This window comes from Alcaligenes sp. SDU_A2 (assembly GCF_038237375.1).
Classification (GTDB): domain Bacteria; phylum Pseudomonadota; class Gammaproteobacteria; order Burkholderiales; family Burkholderiaceae_B; genus Alcaligenes.
Genome location: NZ_CP151273.1, coordinates 2,982,077 through 3,000,141 on the forward strand (window position 1 = coordinate 2,982,077; position 18,065 = coordinate 3,000,141).

At 60.8% G+C, this 18,065-nt stretch carries 15 protein-coding genes; 11 read left to right on the top strand and 4 right to left on the bottom strand.

Annotated elements, in window-relative coordinates; all coding sequences use genetic code 11:
• Positions 1-94: 94 nt before the first annotated feature.
• Positions 95-748: a VTT domain-containing protein gene (locus AADW57_RS13820; protein WP_341667472.1), complete on the bottom strand. Its 654-nt coding sequence runs from the start codon at positions 746-748 to the stop codon at positions 95-97.
• Positions 749-897: 149 nt separating this feature from the next.
• Between AADW57_RS13820 and mutL the strand changes: the two genes are divergently transcribed.
• The 7 genes from mutL to phbB all read left to right on the top strand — a co-directional run bounded on the left by mutL (position 898) and on the right by phbB (position 11,410).
• Complete coding sequence (mutL, locus tag AADW57_RS13825; protein WP_341667473.1) at positions 898-2,757, top strand: DNA mismatch repair endonuclease MutL; 1,860 nt, start codon at positions 898-900, stop codon at positions 2,755-2,757.
• Positions 2,754-3,695 carry a tRNA (adenosine(37)-N6)-dimethylallyltransferase MiaA gene (gene miaA, locus AADW57_RS13830; protein ID WP_341667474.1) on the top strand — a complete coding sequence of 314 codons (942 nt, stop codon included), beginning with the start codon at positions 2,754-2,756 and terminating at the stop codon, positions 3,693-3,695. Before mutL ends, miaA begins: the two co-directional genes overlap by 4 nt.
• Before the next feature lie 152 nt (positions 3,696-3,847).
• Positions 3,848-5,569, top strand: a complete 1,722-nt coding sequence (locus AADW57_RS13835; protein ID WP_341667475.1) for a PHA/PHB synthase family protein — start codon at positions 3,848-3,850, stop codon at positions 5,567-5,569.
• A 101-nt stretch (positions 5,570-5,670) separates the two neighbouring features.
• Positions 5,671-6,732 carry an HlyD family secretion protein gene (locus tag AADW57_RS13840; protein WP_341667476.1) on the top strand — a complete coding sequence of 354 codons (1,062 nt, stop codon included), beginning with the start codon at positions 5,671-5,673 and terminating at the stop codon, positions 6,730-6,732.
• Positions 6,732-9,452, top strand: coding sequence for a ribosome-associated ATPase/putative transporter RbbA (gene rbbA / locus AADW57_RS13845; RefSeq protein ID WP_341667477.1), 2,721 nt, complete (start codon positions 6,732-6,734; stop codon positions 9,450-9,452). The genes AADW57_RS13840 and rbbA overlap by 1 nt, the downstream gene beginning before the upstream one ends.
• A 4-nt stretch (positions 9,453-9,456) precedes the next feature.
• Positions 9,457-10,584, top strand: a complete 1,128-nt coding sequence (locus tag AADW57_RS13850) for an ABC transporter permease (protein WP_341667478.1) — start codon at positions 9,457-9,459, stop codon at positions 10,582-10,584.
• An 85-nt stretch (positions 10,585-10,669) separates the two neighbouring features.
• Positions 10,670-11,410, top strand: a complete 741-nt coding sequence (phbB, locus tag AADW57_RS13855; protein ID WP_341667479.1) for an acetoacetyl-CoA reductase — start codon at positions 10,670-10,672, stop codon at positions 11,408-11,410.
• A gap of 104 nt (positions 11,411-11,514) precedes the next feature.
• On the opposite strand, the gene purM is transcribed toward phbB, so the two are convergent.
• A complete protein-coding gene (purM, locus tag AADW57_RS13860; RefSeq protein ID WP_341667480.1) occupies positions 11,515-12,564 on the bottom strand; it encodes a phosphoribosylformylglycinamidine cyclo-ligase in 1,050 nt (349 codons plus the stop codon).
• A gap of 54 nt (positions 12,565-12,618) precedes the next feature.
• Between purM and hda the strand changes: the two genes are divergently transcribed.
• From hda to folK, 4 genes are read left to right on the top strand one after another with little or no spacing between them, the layout of a single operon-like run.
• A complete protein-coding gene (gene hda, locus AADW57_RS13865) occupies positions 12,619-13,317 on the top strand; it encodes a DnaA regulatory inactivator Hda (protein WP_341667481.1) in 699 nt (232 codons plus the stop codon).
• 3 nt (positions 13,318-13,320) lie between these two features.
• On the top strand, positions 13,321-14,022 hold the full coding sequence (locus tag AADW57_RS13870; protein ID WP_341667482.1) for an HAD family hydrolase: 702 nt from the start codon (positions 13,321-13,323) through the stop codon (positions 14,020-14,022).
• A gap of 10 nt (positions 14,023-14,032) precedes the next feature.
• Positions 14,033-15,415 carry a polynucleotide adenylyltransferase PcnB gene (pcnB, locus tag AADW57_RS13875; RefSeq protein ID WP_341667483.1) on the top strand — a complete coding sequence of 461 codons (1,383 nt, stop codon included), beginning with the start codon at positions 14,033-14,035 and terminating at the stop codon, positions 15,413-15,415.
• A 29-nt stretch (positions 15,416-15,444) separates the two neighbouring features.
• Positions 15,445-15,897 (top strand): 2-amino-4-hydroxy-6-hydroxymethyldihydropteridine diphosphokinase, encoded by a 453-nt coding sequence (gene folK / locus AADW57_RS13880; RefSeq protein WP_341669705.1) that lies wholly within the window; start codon positions 15,445-15,447, stop codon positions 15,895-15,897.
• Between the two features lie 101 nt (positions 15,898-15,998).
• Here the strand turns inward: folK and AADW57_RS13885 are convergent, their stop codons facing one another.
• A complete protein-coding gene (locus AADW57_RS13885; protein WP_341667484.1) occupies positions 15,999-16,277 on the bottom strand; it encodes a hypothetical protein in 279 nt (92 codons plus the stop codon).
• A 267-nt stretch (positions 16,278-16,544) separates the two neighbouring features.
• On the bottom strand, positions 16,545-18,065 hold the full coding sequence (locus tag AADW57_RS13890; protein WP_341667485.1) for a fumarate hydratase: 1,521 nt from the start codon (positions 18,063-18,065) through the stop codon (positions 16,545-16,547).

The window sequence follows — 18,065 nt, forward strand, 5'->3', positions numbered from 1 at the left end:
TACGAGGCCCCCCGAAACCTCTCGAAGAACCTTTTCTAAGTACAAAAGCCTATTACCGCCCCAGGGGCACCGTGGCCTGCGATAGACGGTTCCGTCAGTGCAAGCGGCTGTCACCTTTGTGTTTGCGCTTGAACAGTTTCCACAACGCCCCGGCGGCCACCGGCACAACGGCTGCGCCCACGCCCACAAGCACAATCGTATTCAGATGCGCCTTGATGAAAGGCACATTGCCAAAGAAATACCCCAGAGTCACCAGACTGCCTACCCACAGCACTGCACCGGTAACATTAAAAAGTTGAAACCGCCAAACGTTCATGCGCCCCACCCCTGCCACAAACGGCGCAAATGTACGAAACACCGGCAGGAAACGAGAAATGACGACGGTCTTGCCGCCATGCTTTTCGTAGAAAGCGTGCGTCTTGATCAACGCCTTGCGGTCCAGAAACCGCGAATCCGTCGTAAACACCTTGGGACCGAGAAACCGCCCCACGCCGAAGTTGACGGTATTGCCCAGCACGGCCGCCACGATCAACAAGCCACCCAGCAACACCGGGTCCAGCAATCCGGACGCGCCAAATGCGCCGGCAATAAACAGCAAGGAATCACCCGGCAAAAAAGGCAAAACAACAAAACCTGTTTCGCCAAATACAATCAAAAACAAAATAAGGTAGATCCACGAGCCATATTGCTCGACCCAGATTCCCAGATACTGGTCGATGTGAAGGATCATGCTGAGCAGATCAGGCATAGTTCAATACCAAAAAAACCGCCGGCCCGGCACAGCGCCGACCATACGGACACGCAAGCACAAGCAGGTAAAATACAGGCTGACCGTTTGAACCCGACAGGCCAGCATAACGCCGTCCCTGTCCAGATCCACACAAGGCGACCCGCTCCATGTCTTCACGCCGCAGTATTATCCCACTCCCCGAGCTGCTTGTAAGCCAGATCGCCGCCGGCGAAGTCATCGAACGCCCTGCTTCCGTGCTGAAAGAATTGCTGGAAAATGCCATTGATGCCGGCGCGCGCTCCATCGAAGTCCGCCTGGACGGCGGCGGCATACGCCGTATCTCCGTCAGTGACGATGGACACGGCATCCCCCGGGCGGAGCTGCCATTGGCGCTGCAGCAACACGCAACCAGCAAGATTCGCAGCCTGGACGAGCTGGAGTCCGTCGTCTCCATGGGATTTCGCGGCGAAGCGCTGCCTTCTATTGCTTCGGTTGCTCGCCTGACCTTAAATTCCCGCACTCAGGACGATGCCCACGCCTGGGAATATATTCCTGGCCAGCCTGCCGCCGAACCCGCCTCCGGGCAGATCGGCACCCGCGTGGACGTACGCCAGCTCTTTGACGATATTCCCGCGCGGCGCAAATTCCTGCGCACCGAAGGCACAGAGTATGGTCACTGCATCACCGCCCTGGAGCGCATCGCCCTGGCTCAGCCGCAGATCGCCTTTCGTCTATTCCACAACGACAAACCCCAACGCCATTGGCGCGCCGGTTCACTGGAACAACGCTTGCTGGATATTCTGGGCAAGGACTTCGTGGACCAAAGCCTGCCCGTCGCCTTGGAACAAGGGCTGATCGGCTTGCGTGGCCTGGTCATTCACCCGGCACACGCCCGCGCCAGCACCGACAAACAGTTCCTGTTCGTCAACGGCCGCTTTGTGCGCGACCGTACTGTCGCGCACGCCATACGCAGCGCCTACGCGGATGTGCTGCATGGCGACCGCCTGCCCGCCTATGCTTTGTTTCTGAACATAGACCCAGCCACATTGGACGTCAATGTTCACCCGGCCAAACACGAAGTGCGCTTTCGAGACAGCGGAGCCGTCTACCGCTTCGTACTGCAAACGGTGGGCCAGGCTCTGGCACAGGGCAGCATGGCCGGAGAGACGCCTATCGGAGCCATGCCCCTGCCCAACGGGGCCATTGTTCAACCGTCCATGCCAGATCAGGAAAATTCAGCAGCGCCTGCCAGAGGCCTGCCGGGCATGGCAAGCGGCCTGCCCTACACGCCGCCCACCCACCCTGGCCGGCAATCCAGCTTCAACCTGCGCGAACCCAGCAACAGCTACGGAGCAGACTGGAAAAGCCTGTATCGTCCCATCGACACCCACGCTAGCAATATACCGACCGGCGAGACGGGCATGGATGCCAACCAGTCCGACGAGTTTCCGCTGGGCATGGCGCTGGGCCAGTTGCACGGAATCTACATCCTGTCCGAGACCCGCCAAGGCATGATCCTGGTGGATATGCATGCCGCGCACGAACGCGTGGTCTACGAACAGCTTAAACAAGCGCTGGACGGGCGTGAACTGCCCCGCCAGGACTTGCTGGTGCCGGTGGTATTTGCCTGCACGGAAAGCGACATCGCCTTGGTGGACGAACACCAGCACACCCTGGCCGACCTTGGGCTGACTCTAAGTCCAGCTGGTCCCGCCACCCTGGCCGTACGCGCTGTGCCGGCCTTGCTGGCGCAGGGTGACATCGAATCACTGGCGCGCGCGGTGCTGCGCGATCTGGCCCAGGTAGGCTCGTCACGCCATCTGGCCGAACAACGCAACGAACTGCTATCCACCATGGCCTGCCACGGCTCCGTACGCGCCAACCGCCGTCTGACCATTCCGGAGATGAACGCCCTGCTGCGCAAGATGGAGCAGACAGACCGCGCCGATCTGTGCAATCATGGCCGCCCCACATGGTTTCAATGGACGCTGGGCGAGCTGGACAAACTCTTTATGCGTGGACAATGACCGAACTACCCATACTCTGTCTGGCCGGCCCTACCGCCAGCGGCAAAAGCGCCACAACCCACACCTTGGCGCAGCACTGGCCCATCGAGATCATCGTCATGGACTCGGCCACCATCTACCGTGGCATGGACATAGGCACCGCCAAGCCCTCGGCGCAGGAGCAGGCCGCCATCCCCCATCACCTGCTGGACATACGCGATCCGGCCGAACGCTATAGCGCGGCGCAATTTGCCGCCGACGCCCAGGCCTTGATTCAGGATATCCGTACGCGCGGTCACCTGCCGCTGCTGTGCGGCGGCACCATGCTCTACTACAAAGCCCTGCGCGAAGGCCTGAATGAACTGCCCGGCGCGGATCAGTCCATACGCGACCAACTGGACGAACACGCCCGTCAAGAAGGCTGGCCCGCCGTACACGCCCGCCTGGCCCTGGTCGACCCCGACACCGCAGCCCGGCTGGCTCCTAACGATAGCCAACGCATTCAACGTGCCTTGGAAATTTACCTGTCCAGCGGACGCCCCATGAGCGCATGGCTGCAAGAACAGCGCCCAGCACAGAACGACGGACTGCGCTACATCACCCTGAGCCTGGAACCATCGGACCGACTGCAACTGCACGGACGCATCGCACAGCGCTACCGCAGCATGCTGGAGCAGGGATTGCTGGACGAAGTTCGCCGTCTGTACGCGCGCGGCGACCTGCATGCCGGACTGCCCTCGGTACGCTGTGTCGGATACCGCCAGATATGGGACTACCTGGACGGTGCCATCAGCCTTGAAAATGCCATCGATCAAGCCATTGCCGCCACACGCCAATTAGCCAAACGCCAACTGACCTGGCTGCGCAGCGAACCTGGCCGTCACCACGTGGATTGTCTGGCCTCTGACGCACCGCAGCAAATCGTGGACATTGTGCAACGCTACTGGCCGCGGCCCTGAGTCCTGGCCTGCCTGCCGGGCAGGCACTTTTTCCTATTGCCTGAATACGCCGCGTTTGCACACGCGCTTGAGCAATGACGGGATTCGTGAGACGATTCAAGAGGGAATTCAGTACGTTCATGTAGTGGCGCCAGTAACACGGTGAGGCATCAATGAGCAATGGCAGAACGAGGCCGCTGGATCAAGCGGCGCAGGCTTTGGACAACGCGGCTGCGGCAGCGTTGGCACGCTGGACCGGGTCGCTTTCGCCCGCGGCAGGCCTGCTGGCCTGGACGGACTGGGCCAGCCATCTGGCCAACGCGCCCGGCAAACGCTTGGCGCTGGCCGATCTGGCATGGCGACAAGCAGCCCAGCTGATTCAAAGCCTGACCCTAGGCACCGCTCACGACCATGAACCGGACCACCGCTTCGCTGATCCCGCCTGGCAGCAGTGGCCCTTCAACCTCTACCATCAGCAGTTTGTCTCGGCCCAGCGGTGGTGGGAAGCGGCTACGCGTCAAGTACCGGGTGTTGCGCCGCATCATGCGCAAGTCACCGCGTTTGCCGCCCGCCAGTGGCTGGACATGTTCTCTCCGGGCAATGGCTTATTCAGCAATCCGCTAGTACTGCGCCAGACCCTGAAAGAAGGCGGCCTGAACCTGCTGCGCGGCGCGCAATATGCGCTGGACGACGGACTGCGACAAGTCAGCGGACGCCCGCCGGCCGGGGCCGAACACTTTCGCCCGGGCCACGAAGTTGCCGTCACGCCAGGCCAGGTCGTCTATCGCAACGCCCTGATGGAACTGCTGCAGTACGCGCCCAGCACGCCCACAGTCCATCCGGAGCCTGTTCTAATCGTGCCGGCCTGGATCATGAAGTACTACATTCTGGACCTGTCCGCGCACAACTCCCTGATTGCCTATCTGGTCAGTCAAGGTTTTACCGTCTTTTGCATCTCCTGGAAAAACCCGGGAACCGCCGAACGCAACCTTGGCATGGACGATTATCTGCGCGACGGCATAGGCGCGGCGCTGACCGCCATCCAACACATCGTGCCTAAGCAGAAAATTCACGCCACCGGCTATTGCTTGGGCGGCACATTGCTGGCCATTGCCGCGGCCGCCCTGGCGCGCGACGGCGACACCAGCCTGGCCAGCCTCTCGCTGTTCACGGCTCAGACCGATTTCAGCGAACCTGGCGAGCTTAGCCTGTTCATCGACGACAGCCAGATCCACATGCTGCAGGCCCAAATGGGACGCAAAGGGTATCTTAGCGCCGAGCAAATGGCCGGTGCCTTCCAAATGCTGCGTTCCTACGACTTGCTCTGGTCGCGCCTGGTCAACGAATATCTGCTTGGCCAGCGCCATCCCATGTCGGACCTCATGGCCTGGAACTCCGATGCCACGCGCATGCCGGCACGCATGCACACCGAATATCTGCACCGCCTGTTCCTGAACAACGATCTGGCCCAGAACCGCTATCTGGTCGATGGCCGTCCCCTGACCCTGGGGCAAATACAGATGCCGCTGTTTGTGGTGGGCACGGAAACCGACCATGTCGCACCCTGGCGCTCCGTCTACAAACTGCATTTTCTAAGCCCCGCCGAACTGACTTTCGTGCTGACGCGGGGCGGCCACAACGCCGGTATCGTCAGCGAGCCAGGCCATCCCCGCCGCAACTATCGTATGCAGTGCCGCGCCGCCAACGCCCCCGGCATCCCTGCCGAGCAGTGGCTGGAACAGGCCCCGCAACACGAAGGCTCCTGGTGGCCGGCCTGGACCCAGTGGCTGGCGACCCGTTCCGGTCCGGCCACCGCCCCTGCGCCTACATTGGGCGCTCCCGACGCCGGCTATCCTGCGCTCGGCCCGGCACCCGGAACCTACGTACTCGACTGAACCCACACACACGGCCTATCTTTCCCGGTTCGCTTTTCGCGGCCTGCGTGTGATCGGCCTGTGTCTTTACGACCATCCCAACCCCTGCAAGGACACCTTTGATGACGGCCCGCAAGTATCTGATTCCAGCCATCGTCCTGATCGCGGCTCTGACCGTCTATTATGGATGGCACGCCTTGCAGGATCGCGGTCCCGGCGAAGGTTTTGTCAGCGGCAATGGGCGCATCGAAGCCACCGAAATCGACATTGCCACCAAACTGCCCGGACGCATTCAAGACGTGCTGGTCAAGGAAGGGGAGTTCGTGGCGGCCGGCCAGACGTTGGCGCGCATGCAGGTCGATACACTTAATGCGCAGCGCGACGAAGCCCTGGCTCAACATCAGCAAGCCGTGCATGCCGCCGCCAGCGCCAAGGCCCAGATCGCTCTGCGTGAAAGCGACAAAGTCGCTGCCCAGGCCGTCGTTGCGCAACGCAACAGCGAACTGGATGCGGCGCAGCGGCGCCTGAAGCGATCCCAGACGCTGGCGCAAGAAGGAGCCTTGTCCATTCAGGAACTGGACGACAACCGCGCCCGCCTGCACAGCGCCACGGCGGCCGTTGCGGCCGCCCGCGCCCAGGTGGCCGCTACCGAGGCCGCGATACAGGCCGCCCAGGCACAGGAAATCGGCGCTCGCTCGGCCGTGGGTGCTGCACAGGCCAGCATTACACGCATCGAGGCCGACATCCGGGACAGCGAACTGCGCGCGCCGCGCGCCGGACGTATTCAATACCTGATAGCCCATAGCGGCGAAGTGCTGGCTGCCGGAGGCAAGGTATTAAATCTGGTTGATCTGGCCGATGTCTACATGACCTTCTTTCTTCCCGAACAAGCCGTTGGCCGGGTGGCATTGGGCACCGAGGTCCACATCGTTCTGGACGCTGCGCCACAGTATGTCATTCCTGCCGCCGTCAGCTATGTGGCCAGCACGGCTCAGTTCACGCCGAAAACGGTGGAAACCGCCAGCGAACGGCAGAAACTGATGTTCCGCGTCAAAGCTCAGATCAATGCGGATCTGCTGCAAAAACATCTGGCCCAGGTCAAGACCGGCCTGCCCGGCATGGCCTGGATCAAGCTGGATGACCAGGCCGCGTGGCCATCCGATCTTGAAATTCGGGTGCCCTGATGGAGGTGGCCCGGCTTGACGGCGTAACGCTGCGCTATGGCCAGACTCTTGCCTTGGATACCCTTAGCCAAGGCATTCCATCCGGTTGCATGGTCGGCCTGATCGGTCCTGACGGAGTAGGTAAATCCAGCTTGTTGGCGCTGCTGGCAGGCGCACGCGCCGTCCATGAAGGCAAAGTCTGGGTACTAGGCGGTGATATGGCCAATGTCGGCCACCGCGAAGCCATCTGCCCCCGCATCGCCTACATGCCCCAGGGCCTGGGAAAAAACCTCTATCACACCCTGTCAGTCGAAGAAAACCTGCAGTTCTTCGGTCGCCTGTTCGGCCACGATGCCGCCGAACGCCGTCAACGCATCGACAGGCTCACTCAAGCCACGGGACTGTCCGCCTTCTTGGCACGCCCGGCCGGCAAACTATCCGGTGGAATGAAGCAAAAACTGGGATTGTGCTGCGCACTCATCCACGATCCGGACCTGCTCATCCTGGACGAACCCACCACCGGCGTCGATCCCCTGGCCCGCGCCCAGTTCTGGGAACTGATCAGCGCCATACGCCAGGACCGTCCAGGCATGAGCGTCATCGTCGCCACCGCGTATATGGACGAGGCACAGGACTTCGACTGGCTGATCGCGATGGACGCCGGCCGTATTCTGGCAGCCAGCACCCCCGATCAACTGCGGCAATCCACCGGTTGCGACTCATTGGAAGCGGCTTTCATCGCCCTGCTGCCCCAAGAAAAAACCCGTGATCACCGCCCCGTCGAGTTTGTGCCTCTGGAGCTGGACGATTCAGCCGAGATCGCCATCCAGGCTCAGGACCTGACCATGCGCTTTGGCGACTTTATTGCCGTGGATCACGTGAACTTCCAGATCCGACGTGGTGAAATCTTCGGCTTTCTGGGCTCGAACGGCTGTGGAAAATCGACCACCATGAAAATGCTGACCGGCCTGCTGCCTGCCAGCGAAGGGCAGGCCTGGCTGTTCGGCCACCCGGTCGACCCGCGCGACATCGACACGCGCCGGCGCGTGGGCTACATGTCGCAAGCCTTCTCCTTGTATGGCGAGCTGACCGTACGCCAGAACCTTGTGCTGCACGCCCGCCTGTTTCACGTGCCCGCCGCGCAGATCGACACCCGCGTCCAAGAAATGGCACAGCGCTTCGATTTGGTCCAGGTCATGGACGAACTGCCCGAAAAACTGCCGCTGGGCGTGCGCCAGCGGCTATCGCTGGCAGTGGCTATGGTCCACAAACCGGAGCTACTGATTCTGGACGAGCCCACATCCGGCGTCGATCCGGTAGCGCGCGACAATTTCTGGCACCTGCTGATCCGACTGGCTCGCCAAGACAAGGTCACGATTTTCATCTCCACCCATTTCATGAACGAGGCCCAGCGCTGCGACCGCATCTCGCTGATGCATGCCGGACGTGTGCTGGTCAGCGACACGCCCGAACACATTACCCGCCAGTGCGGCACCGCCACCCTGGAACAGGCCTTTATTGACCATCTGCTGCAAGCTGGAGCCGGTACCCCGCCCGCCCCTCCGAACACCGCCGCGCCGCAGGAACACGCGAAGCCCTCTGCCCAACACCACAAAGGCTTTAGCCTGAACCGTGCCGCCAGCTATATGTGGCGCGAAGCGCTGGAGCTGCAGCGTGATCCTGTGCGCGCCACCCTGGCACTGGTGGGCTCGATTCTTTTGATGTTCGTCATGGGCTTTGGCATCAGCATGGACGTCGAAGACCTGCGCTATGCCGTGCTGGACCGCGACCAGACCGGGCTTAGCCAGAACTACGCTCTGAACCTGTCCGGCTCACGCTACTTTATCGAACAGCCTCCCATTACCGACTACACCCAGTTGGACCGCCGCATGCGCTCAGGCGAACTCGCCCTGGCCATCGAGATCCCCCCCGGCTTTGCCCGCGACCTGCAGCGCGGCCTGCCGGTGCAGATCGGTGTCTGGATCGACGGTGCCATGCCCCAGCGCGCCGAAACAGTCCGGGGTTATGCGCAAGGCATACACCAAAACTGGCTGATGGAGCAGGCACGTCAACAATATGGAACCACATTCAACCCACCAGCCAGCATAGAAACCCGCTTTCGCTACAACCCGGATGTGCGCAGCCTGCCGGCCATGGTGCCGGCCATCATCCCTTTACTGCTGCTGATGCTGCCAGCCATGCTGACCGCCCTGTCGGTAGTGCGTGAAAAAGAACTGGGCTCCATCATCAACCTGTATGTCACCCCGGTCACCCGCCTGGAATTTCTGTTAGGCAAACAAGCCCCGTACATCGTGCTGGCCATGGCCAACTTCCTGCTGATGGTTCTGCTGGCCGTAACCGTGTTCGATGTTCCCATCAGCGGCAGCGTGCCCGCCTTGCTGCTGGCTGCGCTGATCTTCAGCGTCGCGGCCACCGGCATCGGCCTGCTGGCCTCGTCTTTTACGCGCAGCCAGATTGCCGCCTTGTTCTTTACCATGCTGGGCACGCTGATGCCGGCCATTCAGTTTGCTGGCCTGCTCAATCCTGTCTCGTCGCTGGAAGGCAGTGGCCGGTTGATCGGGGAAATCTACCCGGCCACCTATATGCTGACCATCAGCCGAGGCATCTTCAGCAAGGCCTTGACGCTGGCCGACCTGGGCAGCCAGTTCTGGCCCATGATGGCCTCCGTCCCCCTGATTCTGGGCGCGGCTGTCTGGCTGCTGCGCAAACAAGAGAGCTGACACCATGGGCCGCCATCTTGCCAATATCTATCGCCTGGGCGTCAAAGAGCTGTGGAGTCTGGCGCGCGACCCCATGATGCTGATCCTGATCGTGGTCTCTTTTACGCTGATGATCTACTCGGCGGCCACGGCCATGCCCGAATCCTTGCACAAGGCCCCGATCGCGATTGTGGACGAAGATGTATCGCCCCTGTCGCAACGCCTGGCCGCCGCCTTCTTCCCCCCCCATTTTTTGCCGCCCGTCATCATTACCTCGACTGAGCTGGATGCCGGCATGGATCAGGGCGACTACACCTTTGCCCTGACCATCCCGCCCAACTTTCAACGCGACGTGCTGGCCGGCAAGCCGGCGCAAATCCAGTTAAACGTCGATGCCACACGCATGTCTCAAGCCTTTACCGGCAGCGGCTACATCCAGCAGATGCTGAACGACGAGATTAACGAATTTCTGCGCCGCTATCGCAGCATCGATCCGCCGCCGGTCGCCCAGGCCATACGTTTGCGCTTCAATCCAAACCTCACGCAATCCTGGTTCGGCGCGATGACCGAACTGATCAACAACATCACGATGCTGTCCATCATCCTGACCGGCGCCGCCCTGATCCGGGAACGTGAACACGGTACGATCGAACACTTGCTCGTCATGCCGGTCACCCCCACCGAAATCATGCTGGCCAAGATCTGGTCCATGGGACTGGTGGTCTTGACGGCAGCCGGCCTGTCCCTGGTGTTGGTAGTACGCGGCCTGCTTCAGGTGCCCATAGAAGGCTCGGTGTCGCTGTTTCTGGCCGGCACGGCACTGCACCTGTTCGCGACCACATCGATGGGCATTTTCCTGGCCACGCTGGCGCGCAGCATGCCGCAGTTCGGCATGTTGCTGGTCCTGGTGCTCTTGCCATTACAAATGCTCTCGGGGGGCAATACGCCGCGCGAAAGCATGCCGCAATTAGTGCAAGACATCATGCTGGCCGCGCCGACCACGCACTTTGTCGAACTGGGACAGGCCATTCTGTACCGGGGTGCCGGCATTGATGTGGTCTGGCTGCCGTTCCTGGCGCTGCTGCTGATCGGCAGTGCCTTGTTTGCCGTTTCGCTCAGACGTTTCCGCCGCACGCTCAGCCAGATGGCCTGAGCCCGGCCCCTGCCTTGCCGCATGGGCGCAAGCGGCAACAGACCCGCTCTTGCGCCATTTTTTAGCCATAGCACGGAGTACCGCCATGAATAGCACACGCACCGCCCTGATTACCGGAGGCACAGGCGCACTGGGCCAGGCCATCGCCCTGGCCCTGCACGATGCCGGCCATCGGGTTATCGTTACCTGCCGCCAAAACGGCCCGGCTGAACAAGCCTGGCTCACCGAGCACACAGAAGCGGGCCGCCCCTTTTTGCTGTACGCCGTCGATGTCGCGGATTATGACAGTTGCCGTCAGCTTGCCGATACACTAGTCGCCGACGGCCACAGTGTCGATATCCTGGTCAACGGTGCAGGCATTACCCGCGATGCCAGCTTGCGTAAAATGCCGCGCGAATCCTGGAGCGCAGTTCTGCGCACCAATCTGGACTCAATGTTCAACATGACCCAGCCCCTGATCGAGGGCATGGTCAACCAAGGCTGGGGCCGCATCGTGAATATCTCCTCGGTCAATGGCTTTAAAGGCGCATTCGGGCAAACCAACTACGGCGCAGCCAAGGCCGGTGTACATGGCTTTACCAAGTCCTTGGCGCTGGAAGTGGCCCGCAAAGGCGTCACCGTCAATACCGTGTCCCCCGGCTACCTGGACTCGCCGATGGTCGATGCCGTCCCGGCCGATGTGCTGGAAAGCCAGATCCTGCCGCAAATCCCCTTGGGCCGGCTGGGTCAACCCGCCGAAATCGCCGCGCTGGTCGCCTTCATCTGCAGTGAACCAGCTGCCTATCTGACAGGCAGCAATGTAGAAATGAACGGCGGCATGTACTGAACACATGCCCGATCCGCGACAGGCAACGCTTTACCCAGCCTTCAAACAAAAAAAACCCGATGCCTTGGCATCGGGTTTTTTTTGGAGTTCTCTGGGCCGGCGAATCAGGCGACCACTGTCTGCGGCTGCCCCTCTTGGCGCTCCGCGATCTCGCCCAGCGACCAGACCTGTTCGCCCTGAGCTTGCAACGTGGCGCTGATGGCCTGGGCCTTGTCGGCGGGAACAATAATGATCATGCCAATGCCACAGTTAAAGACACGATACATTTCTTCATCAGCCACATTGCCATTGGCCTGTAACCACTGAAACAAGGCGGGCATGGTCCAGGAATCGCGGCGCAGGCGGGCCGTCAGGTGATCCTGCAGAATGCGCGGCACATTTTCCAGCAAGCCGCCGCCGGTGATATGCGCCAGACCTTTAATGTCAGTGCCGTGCTCGGCCAAAGCGGCCAGAACGGATTTGACGTAGATGCGGGTGGGCTCCATGACCACATCGGCCAAGGGACGACCATCCAACTCGTCGGTGGGCTTGGCATTGGCGTGCTTGAGAATCTTGCGGATCAGGGAATAGCCGTTGGAATGTGCGCCGCTGGAAGCCAGGCCCAGCACCACATCGCCAGCGGCAATGGATTTACCGTCAATGATGCGCGATTTTTCCACCGCGCCCACCGCAAAACCGGCCAAATCGTATTCGCCTTCCGGATACATGCCGGGCATTTCAGCGGTTTCGCCGCCGATCAGGGCGCAACCGGACAGCTCGCAGCCCTTGGCGATGCCACCGACAACCTGGGCCGCCGTGTCCACCGACAGTTTTCCGCAGGCAAAATAGTCCAGAAAGTACAAGGGTTCTGCGCCCTGGACTAGAATGTCATTGACACTCATGGCCACCAGGTCAATGCCCACGGTGTCATGGCGCTGCCAGTCAAATGCCAGGCGCAGTTTGGTGCCGACGCCGTCGGTTCCTGAAACCAGCACCGGCTCTTTAAGGTGGGTAGGCACTTCGAACAGCGCGCCAAAGCCTCCGATTCCAGCCATGACGCCCGCGCGCATGGTCTTGGCAGCTAGTGGCTTGATACGATCGACCAGGGCATCGCCCGCGTCGATATCCACGCCTGCATCGCGGTAGGTCAAGGAAACAGAAGTATTGTTTTTCATGAGAAAAGCCGTGGGATATGTGAAAATTGCGAGTTGGACGAAATTGTACGACACATGACCGAGCAACTGATTCTGGATATATCTCCAGCGCCGCCTGCTTCTCTGGACAACTTTGTTGCCGGAGCGAATCAGGCTGCGTTGCAGGCCCTGCGCCAGTGCGCTCCAGGACGCGCGGTCTATCTGTGGGGGCCGCCCGGCGCAGGCCGCACGCACTTGCTGCAAGCCATGGCCAGTCGGGACAATAGCCGCTATTTTAGTGCAGATGATCCTCCCGCACCCATTCTTCGCATCGCCACCGGCGATGCCCCCCCACCGCGCCTGTTGGCTGTAGACGATATAGAACGTTTTACCCCACCCGGACAGGCTGCCATATTTGCACTGTACAATCGCTGGCGCGAGTCGGCCACCCGCGCAGACGCGTTCACCCTGATCGTTTCAGGGGACCGTGCGCCCAAGGCCATGTCCGTGCGCGAAGATCTGCGTACCCGGCTAGGCTGGGACCTGGTTTTTCGGCTGGAATACCTGTCCGACGCCCATCGCGCCGAAGCCATGCAACAGCGGGCCCAGGCGCGCGGCCTGCATTTGCAGGCCGAGGTCGTCACCTGGATTCTGACCCACTACGCACGCGACATGAACCGCCTGAGCGCTCTGGTCGATGCGCTGGATAATTATTCGCTGGTAAAGAAACGCCCCATTACTTTACCCCTGCTCAAAGAACTGCTGGCCAACAGCCAGACCCACTCCTCTTCCTGAGTCATGACTGCATCTTCTTCTATCGCCCTTTTCGATCTGGACCACACCCTGCTTCCCCTGGACAGCGACTATCAATGGGCGGACTTTCTGGCCCGCACAGGCCGTGCCGGCGACCCTGTCCAAGCCGTACGTCGCAATGAAGACCTGATGGAGCGCTACAACCAGGGTCTGCTGACCGCCGAAGAATCGGCCGAGTTCATGCTGGGCCTGCTGACCCGAGGCACACAAGAGGAACTGCTGGCCTGGCAGGACGAGTTCATGCAGGCTATTATCCTGCCATCCATCACCCCGGCAGCGCGCGAACTGCTGGCCCACCACCAGGACCAGGGCCATCTGGTGGCCATCGTGACCGCCACCAACGAATTTGTCACCCGCCCCATTGCCGCCGCCTTGGGCGTGCAGCACCTGATCGCCACCCTGCCGCAAATGCACGAGGGCCGCTACACCGGCAAGATCGAAGGCGTGCCCAGCTTCCAGGCCGGCAAGATCACCCGCGTCAACCAGTGGCTGGACGGCATGGGCAAGTCCCTGACCGACTTCGAGCGCAGCTGGTTCTACAGCGATTCGCCCAACGACCTGCCCTTGATGGAAGTGGTCAGCGATCCCGTCGCCACCAACCCCAGCGACCGGCTGCGGGCCGTGGCTGCCGAGCGCGGCTGGTCTATCATTGATCTGTTCGCTGACATGATGGACAGCAAGTCGTAAAATCACACGCATGCTCAAGCAAACAATAAAAACATTCGTCAACCGACTCCTGAATCCATCGCAGCGCACCCGCTCCAGCGGACCGCGCCGCTACGAACGTCAGGAGCACGGCATCGATCGCCGCCTGGTGTCGCGCCATGCCGTCAAGGTCTGCGAAGTCCTCAGCCAGCAAGGCTACGAGGCCTACGTGGTCGGGGGAGCCGTGCGCGACCTGATCGTGGGCCTGGAGCCCAAGGATTTCGACGTAGCCACCAATGCCACACCGGAGCAGATCCGTGCGCTGTTCCGGCGCGCGCGCATCATCGGCAAGCGCTTTCGGCTGGTTCATGTGGTCTTTGGCCAGGAGGTCATCGAAACCTCGACCTTCCGGGCCGACGACAGCGGCAAACAAACCGACGAACACGGCCGTATCCTGCGCGACAACGAGTTCGGCACCTTGAAAGACGATGCTGCGCGCCGCGACTTTACCCTGAACGCGCTGTACTACGATCCACTATCCGAAACCGTCATCGACTACCACAATGGCGTGGCCGACCTGAAAGAGCGTCTGGTACGCATCATCGGCGACCCGGAAACCCGCTACCGCGAAGATCCGGTACGCATGCTGCGCGCCGTACGCTTTGCCGCCAAGCTGGACGCCACCATAGAAAGCAAGACCAAGGCCCCCATCCAGCCCCTGGCGCGCCTGATCGAAAACGTGCCCGAATCGCGCCTTTTCGATGAAACACTTAAATTGTTGAGCTGCGGCCATGCGATGGATTGCATCCGTCGCCTGCAGGCCCAAGGCCTGGACAGCAAGCTGCTGCCTATGGTGTCCGCCGTGCAGCGCCTGCCCGGCGGCGAGGCCTTCCTGGAGATGGCCCTGGCCCGTACCGACAGCCGGGTGCGCGCCGGCAAGTCCGCCAGCCCCAGTTTTATCTATGCCTGCCTGCTCTGGAAACTGGTTCAGAAAGACTGGCAGCAGCGCTGCGATAAAGGCGAACATCCCCAGCAAGCGCTGCTGGAAGCGGCCGACGCCGTCATCGAAAGCCAGACCCGCATCATGCCCATCCAGAAACGCTTCCAGTCGGACATGCGCGAAATCTGGTTCATGCAGCCGCGTTTCGAGCGGATCGCGAACCGGGCCATCTGGCGCATGACCGAACAGCCACGTTTTCGCGCCGCCGTGGATTTCATGCAGCTGCGTGCGGAAGCCAAGGAAGTGGACAGCGTGCAAGCACAGTGGTGGATGGATCTGGCCAATGCCGGCGATGACGAGCGCAGCGAAATGATTGCCGTGCGCAAACCAGCCGGCACCAGCGCGACTGGCGCGCCGCGCAGCGGCCAGCGCCGTAATCGCCGCCGCCGCTCCAATGCCAAACGCAGCAACGCAGCAGGCGCAAGCGAATCGTGATTCCAGGCAACACCACCGTTTTTGTTGCCATGGGCGCAAATCTGGGCGAAGCACGACAGACCCTGGAAACAGCAGCGGCTGAACTGGCCGCTACTACCGGTATCCAGGATCTGACGCTGGCCCACTTCTACAGCACCGCCCCAGTCGACTCCAGCGGCCCGGACTATGTCAATACGGTCATCCGCTTTACCTGTTCGCTGGACCCCGAAACCTTGCTGGACTGTCTGCAAACCATCGAACACGAGCATGGTCGCACACGCCTGTACCGGAATGCTCCTCGCACCTTGGATCTGGACCTATTGCTTTACGGGCAAGAACAGATCAATACAGAACGGCTCACCGTACCGCATCCCCGCATGCATGAGCGGGCTTTTGTGCTGGTTCCGCTGGCCGATCTGGCCCCTGAACTTGAACTGGCCCAAGGTAGCCTGAGCGAATTGCTGGTCAAAGTACACGACCAGGAAATTAAGCGGCTGAGTTGATACCCGCTGTCAGGACTTCTTAGCAGCGGGTCGTGACGAACGGCAGGCTGTACACGCAGCGCACACGAGGGGCATCCGCCAAACACGCTCAAGCGATAAAATCAAACGCCCAACTGCTTGATCAAGGCCTCTTGCTGATTGGAGCGGGCTTCCAACAACTGCCGCCCTTCTTCGGTCAAGATGGCAATCAAGGGAGCGGGAAAATGGGAAGGAGTCTGCGTCGTTTGTGGAATGGCTTGGATTAATCCCAGAGGCTGTAATTGTTCAAAAACGGCTTGTTTTTTGTGCCAGGGAATTTGGCGTAAGCGCACAAGTTCAAGCGTGTTCCAAATAGTGGGGTTGAACTGCGGAATCGTTGTGGAGCGCTGAAGTTGCGTCATACAAGGCCTTTAATTAGACCACCCATACCGACGTTGTGTGCCCATACGGAGGGTCAGCCAGAAAACATCCCTACACCGTACAACATAACGATGTACAGAATATTTCAAGGAGTTCTGACACTCATCGTCGCAGTGCTGCTCCTGGTCACCAATAAGGAATAACCCGCACGGAGCGTTGCTGATCGGCTTGTTAATGCAGAGCCAGCAACACTCAATGCGGGTTTCGCGCTTTATGCGCCGGGAAACCGAAGCTTCCCGTTTGACGTCTTACACCGCGACCAGTGGGATCTCGGCAATGATCTTGCGCCAGTGTGCAGGGCCGGTGTTGTGCACCGATACACCTTGGGCATCCACAGCCACCGTTACCGGCATGTCTTTGACGTCGAACTCGTAAATGGCTTCCATGCCCAGGTCCTCGAAGCCCACGACCTTGGCACTGCGAATCGCCTTGGACACCAGATAGGCGGAACCACCCACGGCCATCAGGTAGGCCGACTTGTGGGCACGAATGGACTCGATGGCCACAGGACCGCGTTCGGCCTTGCCTATCATGGCGATCAAGCCGGTTTTTTCCAGCATCATGTCGGTGAACTTGTCCATGCGCGTTGCCGTGGTCGGACCGGCCGGGCCCACGGCCTCGTCGCGGACAGGGTCAACCGGCCCAACGTAGTAGATAACGCGGTTGGTGAAATCCACCGGCAAAGATTCGCCTTTTTCCAGCATGTCCTGAATACGCTTATGGGCGGCGTCACGCCCGGTCAGCATCTTGCCCGACAGCAGCAGCGTTTCGCCGGGTTGCCAGGAAGCGACTTCAGCCGGGGTCAAGGTGTCCAGATTCACCTGGCGCGACTTGTTGTAATCCGGTGCCCAATGGATATCAGGCCAGGCCGACAAGGGCGGCGGCACCAGAGCGGCCGGACCCGTACCGTCCAGCGAAAAATGTGCGTGGCGCGTGGCGGCACAGTTAGGAATCATGGCAACGGGCTTGGAAGCCGCGTGCGTGGGGAAGGTATTGATCTTCACATCCAGCACGGTCGTCAGCCCGCCCAGGCCCTGGGCACCGATACCCAGGGCATTGACCTTTTCGTACAGCTCGATACGCAGCTCTTCCAGCTTGTTCTGCGGGCCGCGTTGCAGCAGATCGTACATATCGATGTCTTCCATCAGGGCTTCTTTGGCCATGAGCATGGCTTTTTCGGCCGTGCCGCCCACCCCAATGCCCAGCATGCCCGGAGGGCACCAGCCCGCGCCCATCGTGGGTACGGTCTTGAGCACCCAATCCACCAGCGAATCGCTGGGGTTGAGCATGACGAACTTACTCTTGTTTTCCGAGCCGCCACCCTTGGCCGCGACCTGAACGTCGACCCGGTCGCCCGCAACCAGCTCGACGTTGACAATACAGGGTGTGTTATCGCGCGTGTTCTTACGCGTGAACAACGGGTCGGTCAGGATGGAGGCGCGCAGCGGATTATCCGGATTCAGATAGCCACGACGCACGCCCTCGTCACAGAGTTCCTGCAAGGAGCGCTGTGTATCGAAGCGCACGCCCATGCCCACTTTCAGGAACACATTGACCACGCCGGTATCCTGACAGATAGGGCGATGGCCTTCGGCGCACATGCGCGAATTGGTCAGGATCTGGGCGATCGCATCCTTGGCCGCCGGGCTTTGCTCGCGCTCGTAGGCGCGGGCCAGGTGCTGGATGTAATCGGTAGGATGGTAGTAACTGATGAACTGCACCGCGTCGGCGATGGACTGAATCAGATCGTCTTCTTTGATCGTGGTCAT

Coding starts and splice junctions, on each gene's coding strand:
- pcnB (WP_341667483.1), top strand. CDS start 14,033: ATGCTCAAGCAAACAATAAAAACATTCGTCAACCGACTCCTGAATCCA.
- hda (WP_341667481.1), top strand. CDS start 12,619: ATGACCGAGCAACTGATTCTGGATATATCTCCAGCGCCGCCTGCTTCT.
- purM (WP_341667480.1), bottom strand. CDS start 12,564: ATGAAAAACAATACTTCTGTTTCCTTGACCTACCGCGATGCAGGCGTG.
- phbB (WP_341667479.1), top strand. CDS start 10,670: ATGAATAGCACACGCACCGCCCTGATTACCGGAGGCACAGGCGCACTG.
- AADW57_RS13840 (WP_341667476.1), top strand. CDS start 5,671: ATGACGGCCCGCAAGTATCTGATTCCAGCCATCGTCCTGATCGCGGCT.
- AADW57_RS13870 (WP_341667482.1), top strand. CDS start 13,321: ATGACTGCATCTTCTTCTATCGCCCTTTTCGATCTGGACCACACCCTG.
- AADW57_RS13820 (WP_341667472.1), bottom strand. CDS start 748: ATGCCTGATCTGCTCAGCATGATCCTTCACATCGACCAGTATCTGGGA.
- AADW57_RS13885 (WP_341667484.1), bottom strand. CDS start 16,277: ATGACGCAACTTCAGCGCTCCACAACGATTCCGCAGTTCAACCCCACT.
- miaA (WP_341667474.1), top strand. CDS start 2,754: ATGACCGAACTACCCATACTCTGTCTGGCCGGCCCTACCGCCAGCGGC.
- mutL (WP_341667473.1), top strand. CDS start 898: ATGTCTTCACGCCGCAGTATTATCCCACTCCCCGAGCTGCTTGTAAGC.
- folK (WP_341669705.1), top strand. CDS start 15,445: ATGGGCGCAAATCTGGGCGAAGCACGACAGACCCTGGAAACAGCAGCG.
- rbbA (WP_341667477.1), top strand. CDS start 6,732: ATGGAGGTGGCCCGGCTTGACGGCGTAACGCTGCGCTATGGCCAGACT.
- AADW57_RS13850 (WP_341667478.1), top strand. CDS start 9,457: ATGGGCCGCCATCTTGCCAATATCTATCGCCTGGGCGTCAAAGAGCTG.
- AADW57_RS13835 (WP_341667475.1), top strand. CDS start 3,848: ATGAGCAATGGCAGAACGAGGCCGCTGGATCAAGCGGCGCAGGCTTTG.
- AADW57_RS13890 (WP_341667485.1), bottom strand. CDS start 18,065: ATGACCACGATCAAAGAAGACGATCTGATTCAGTCCATCGCCGACGCG.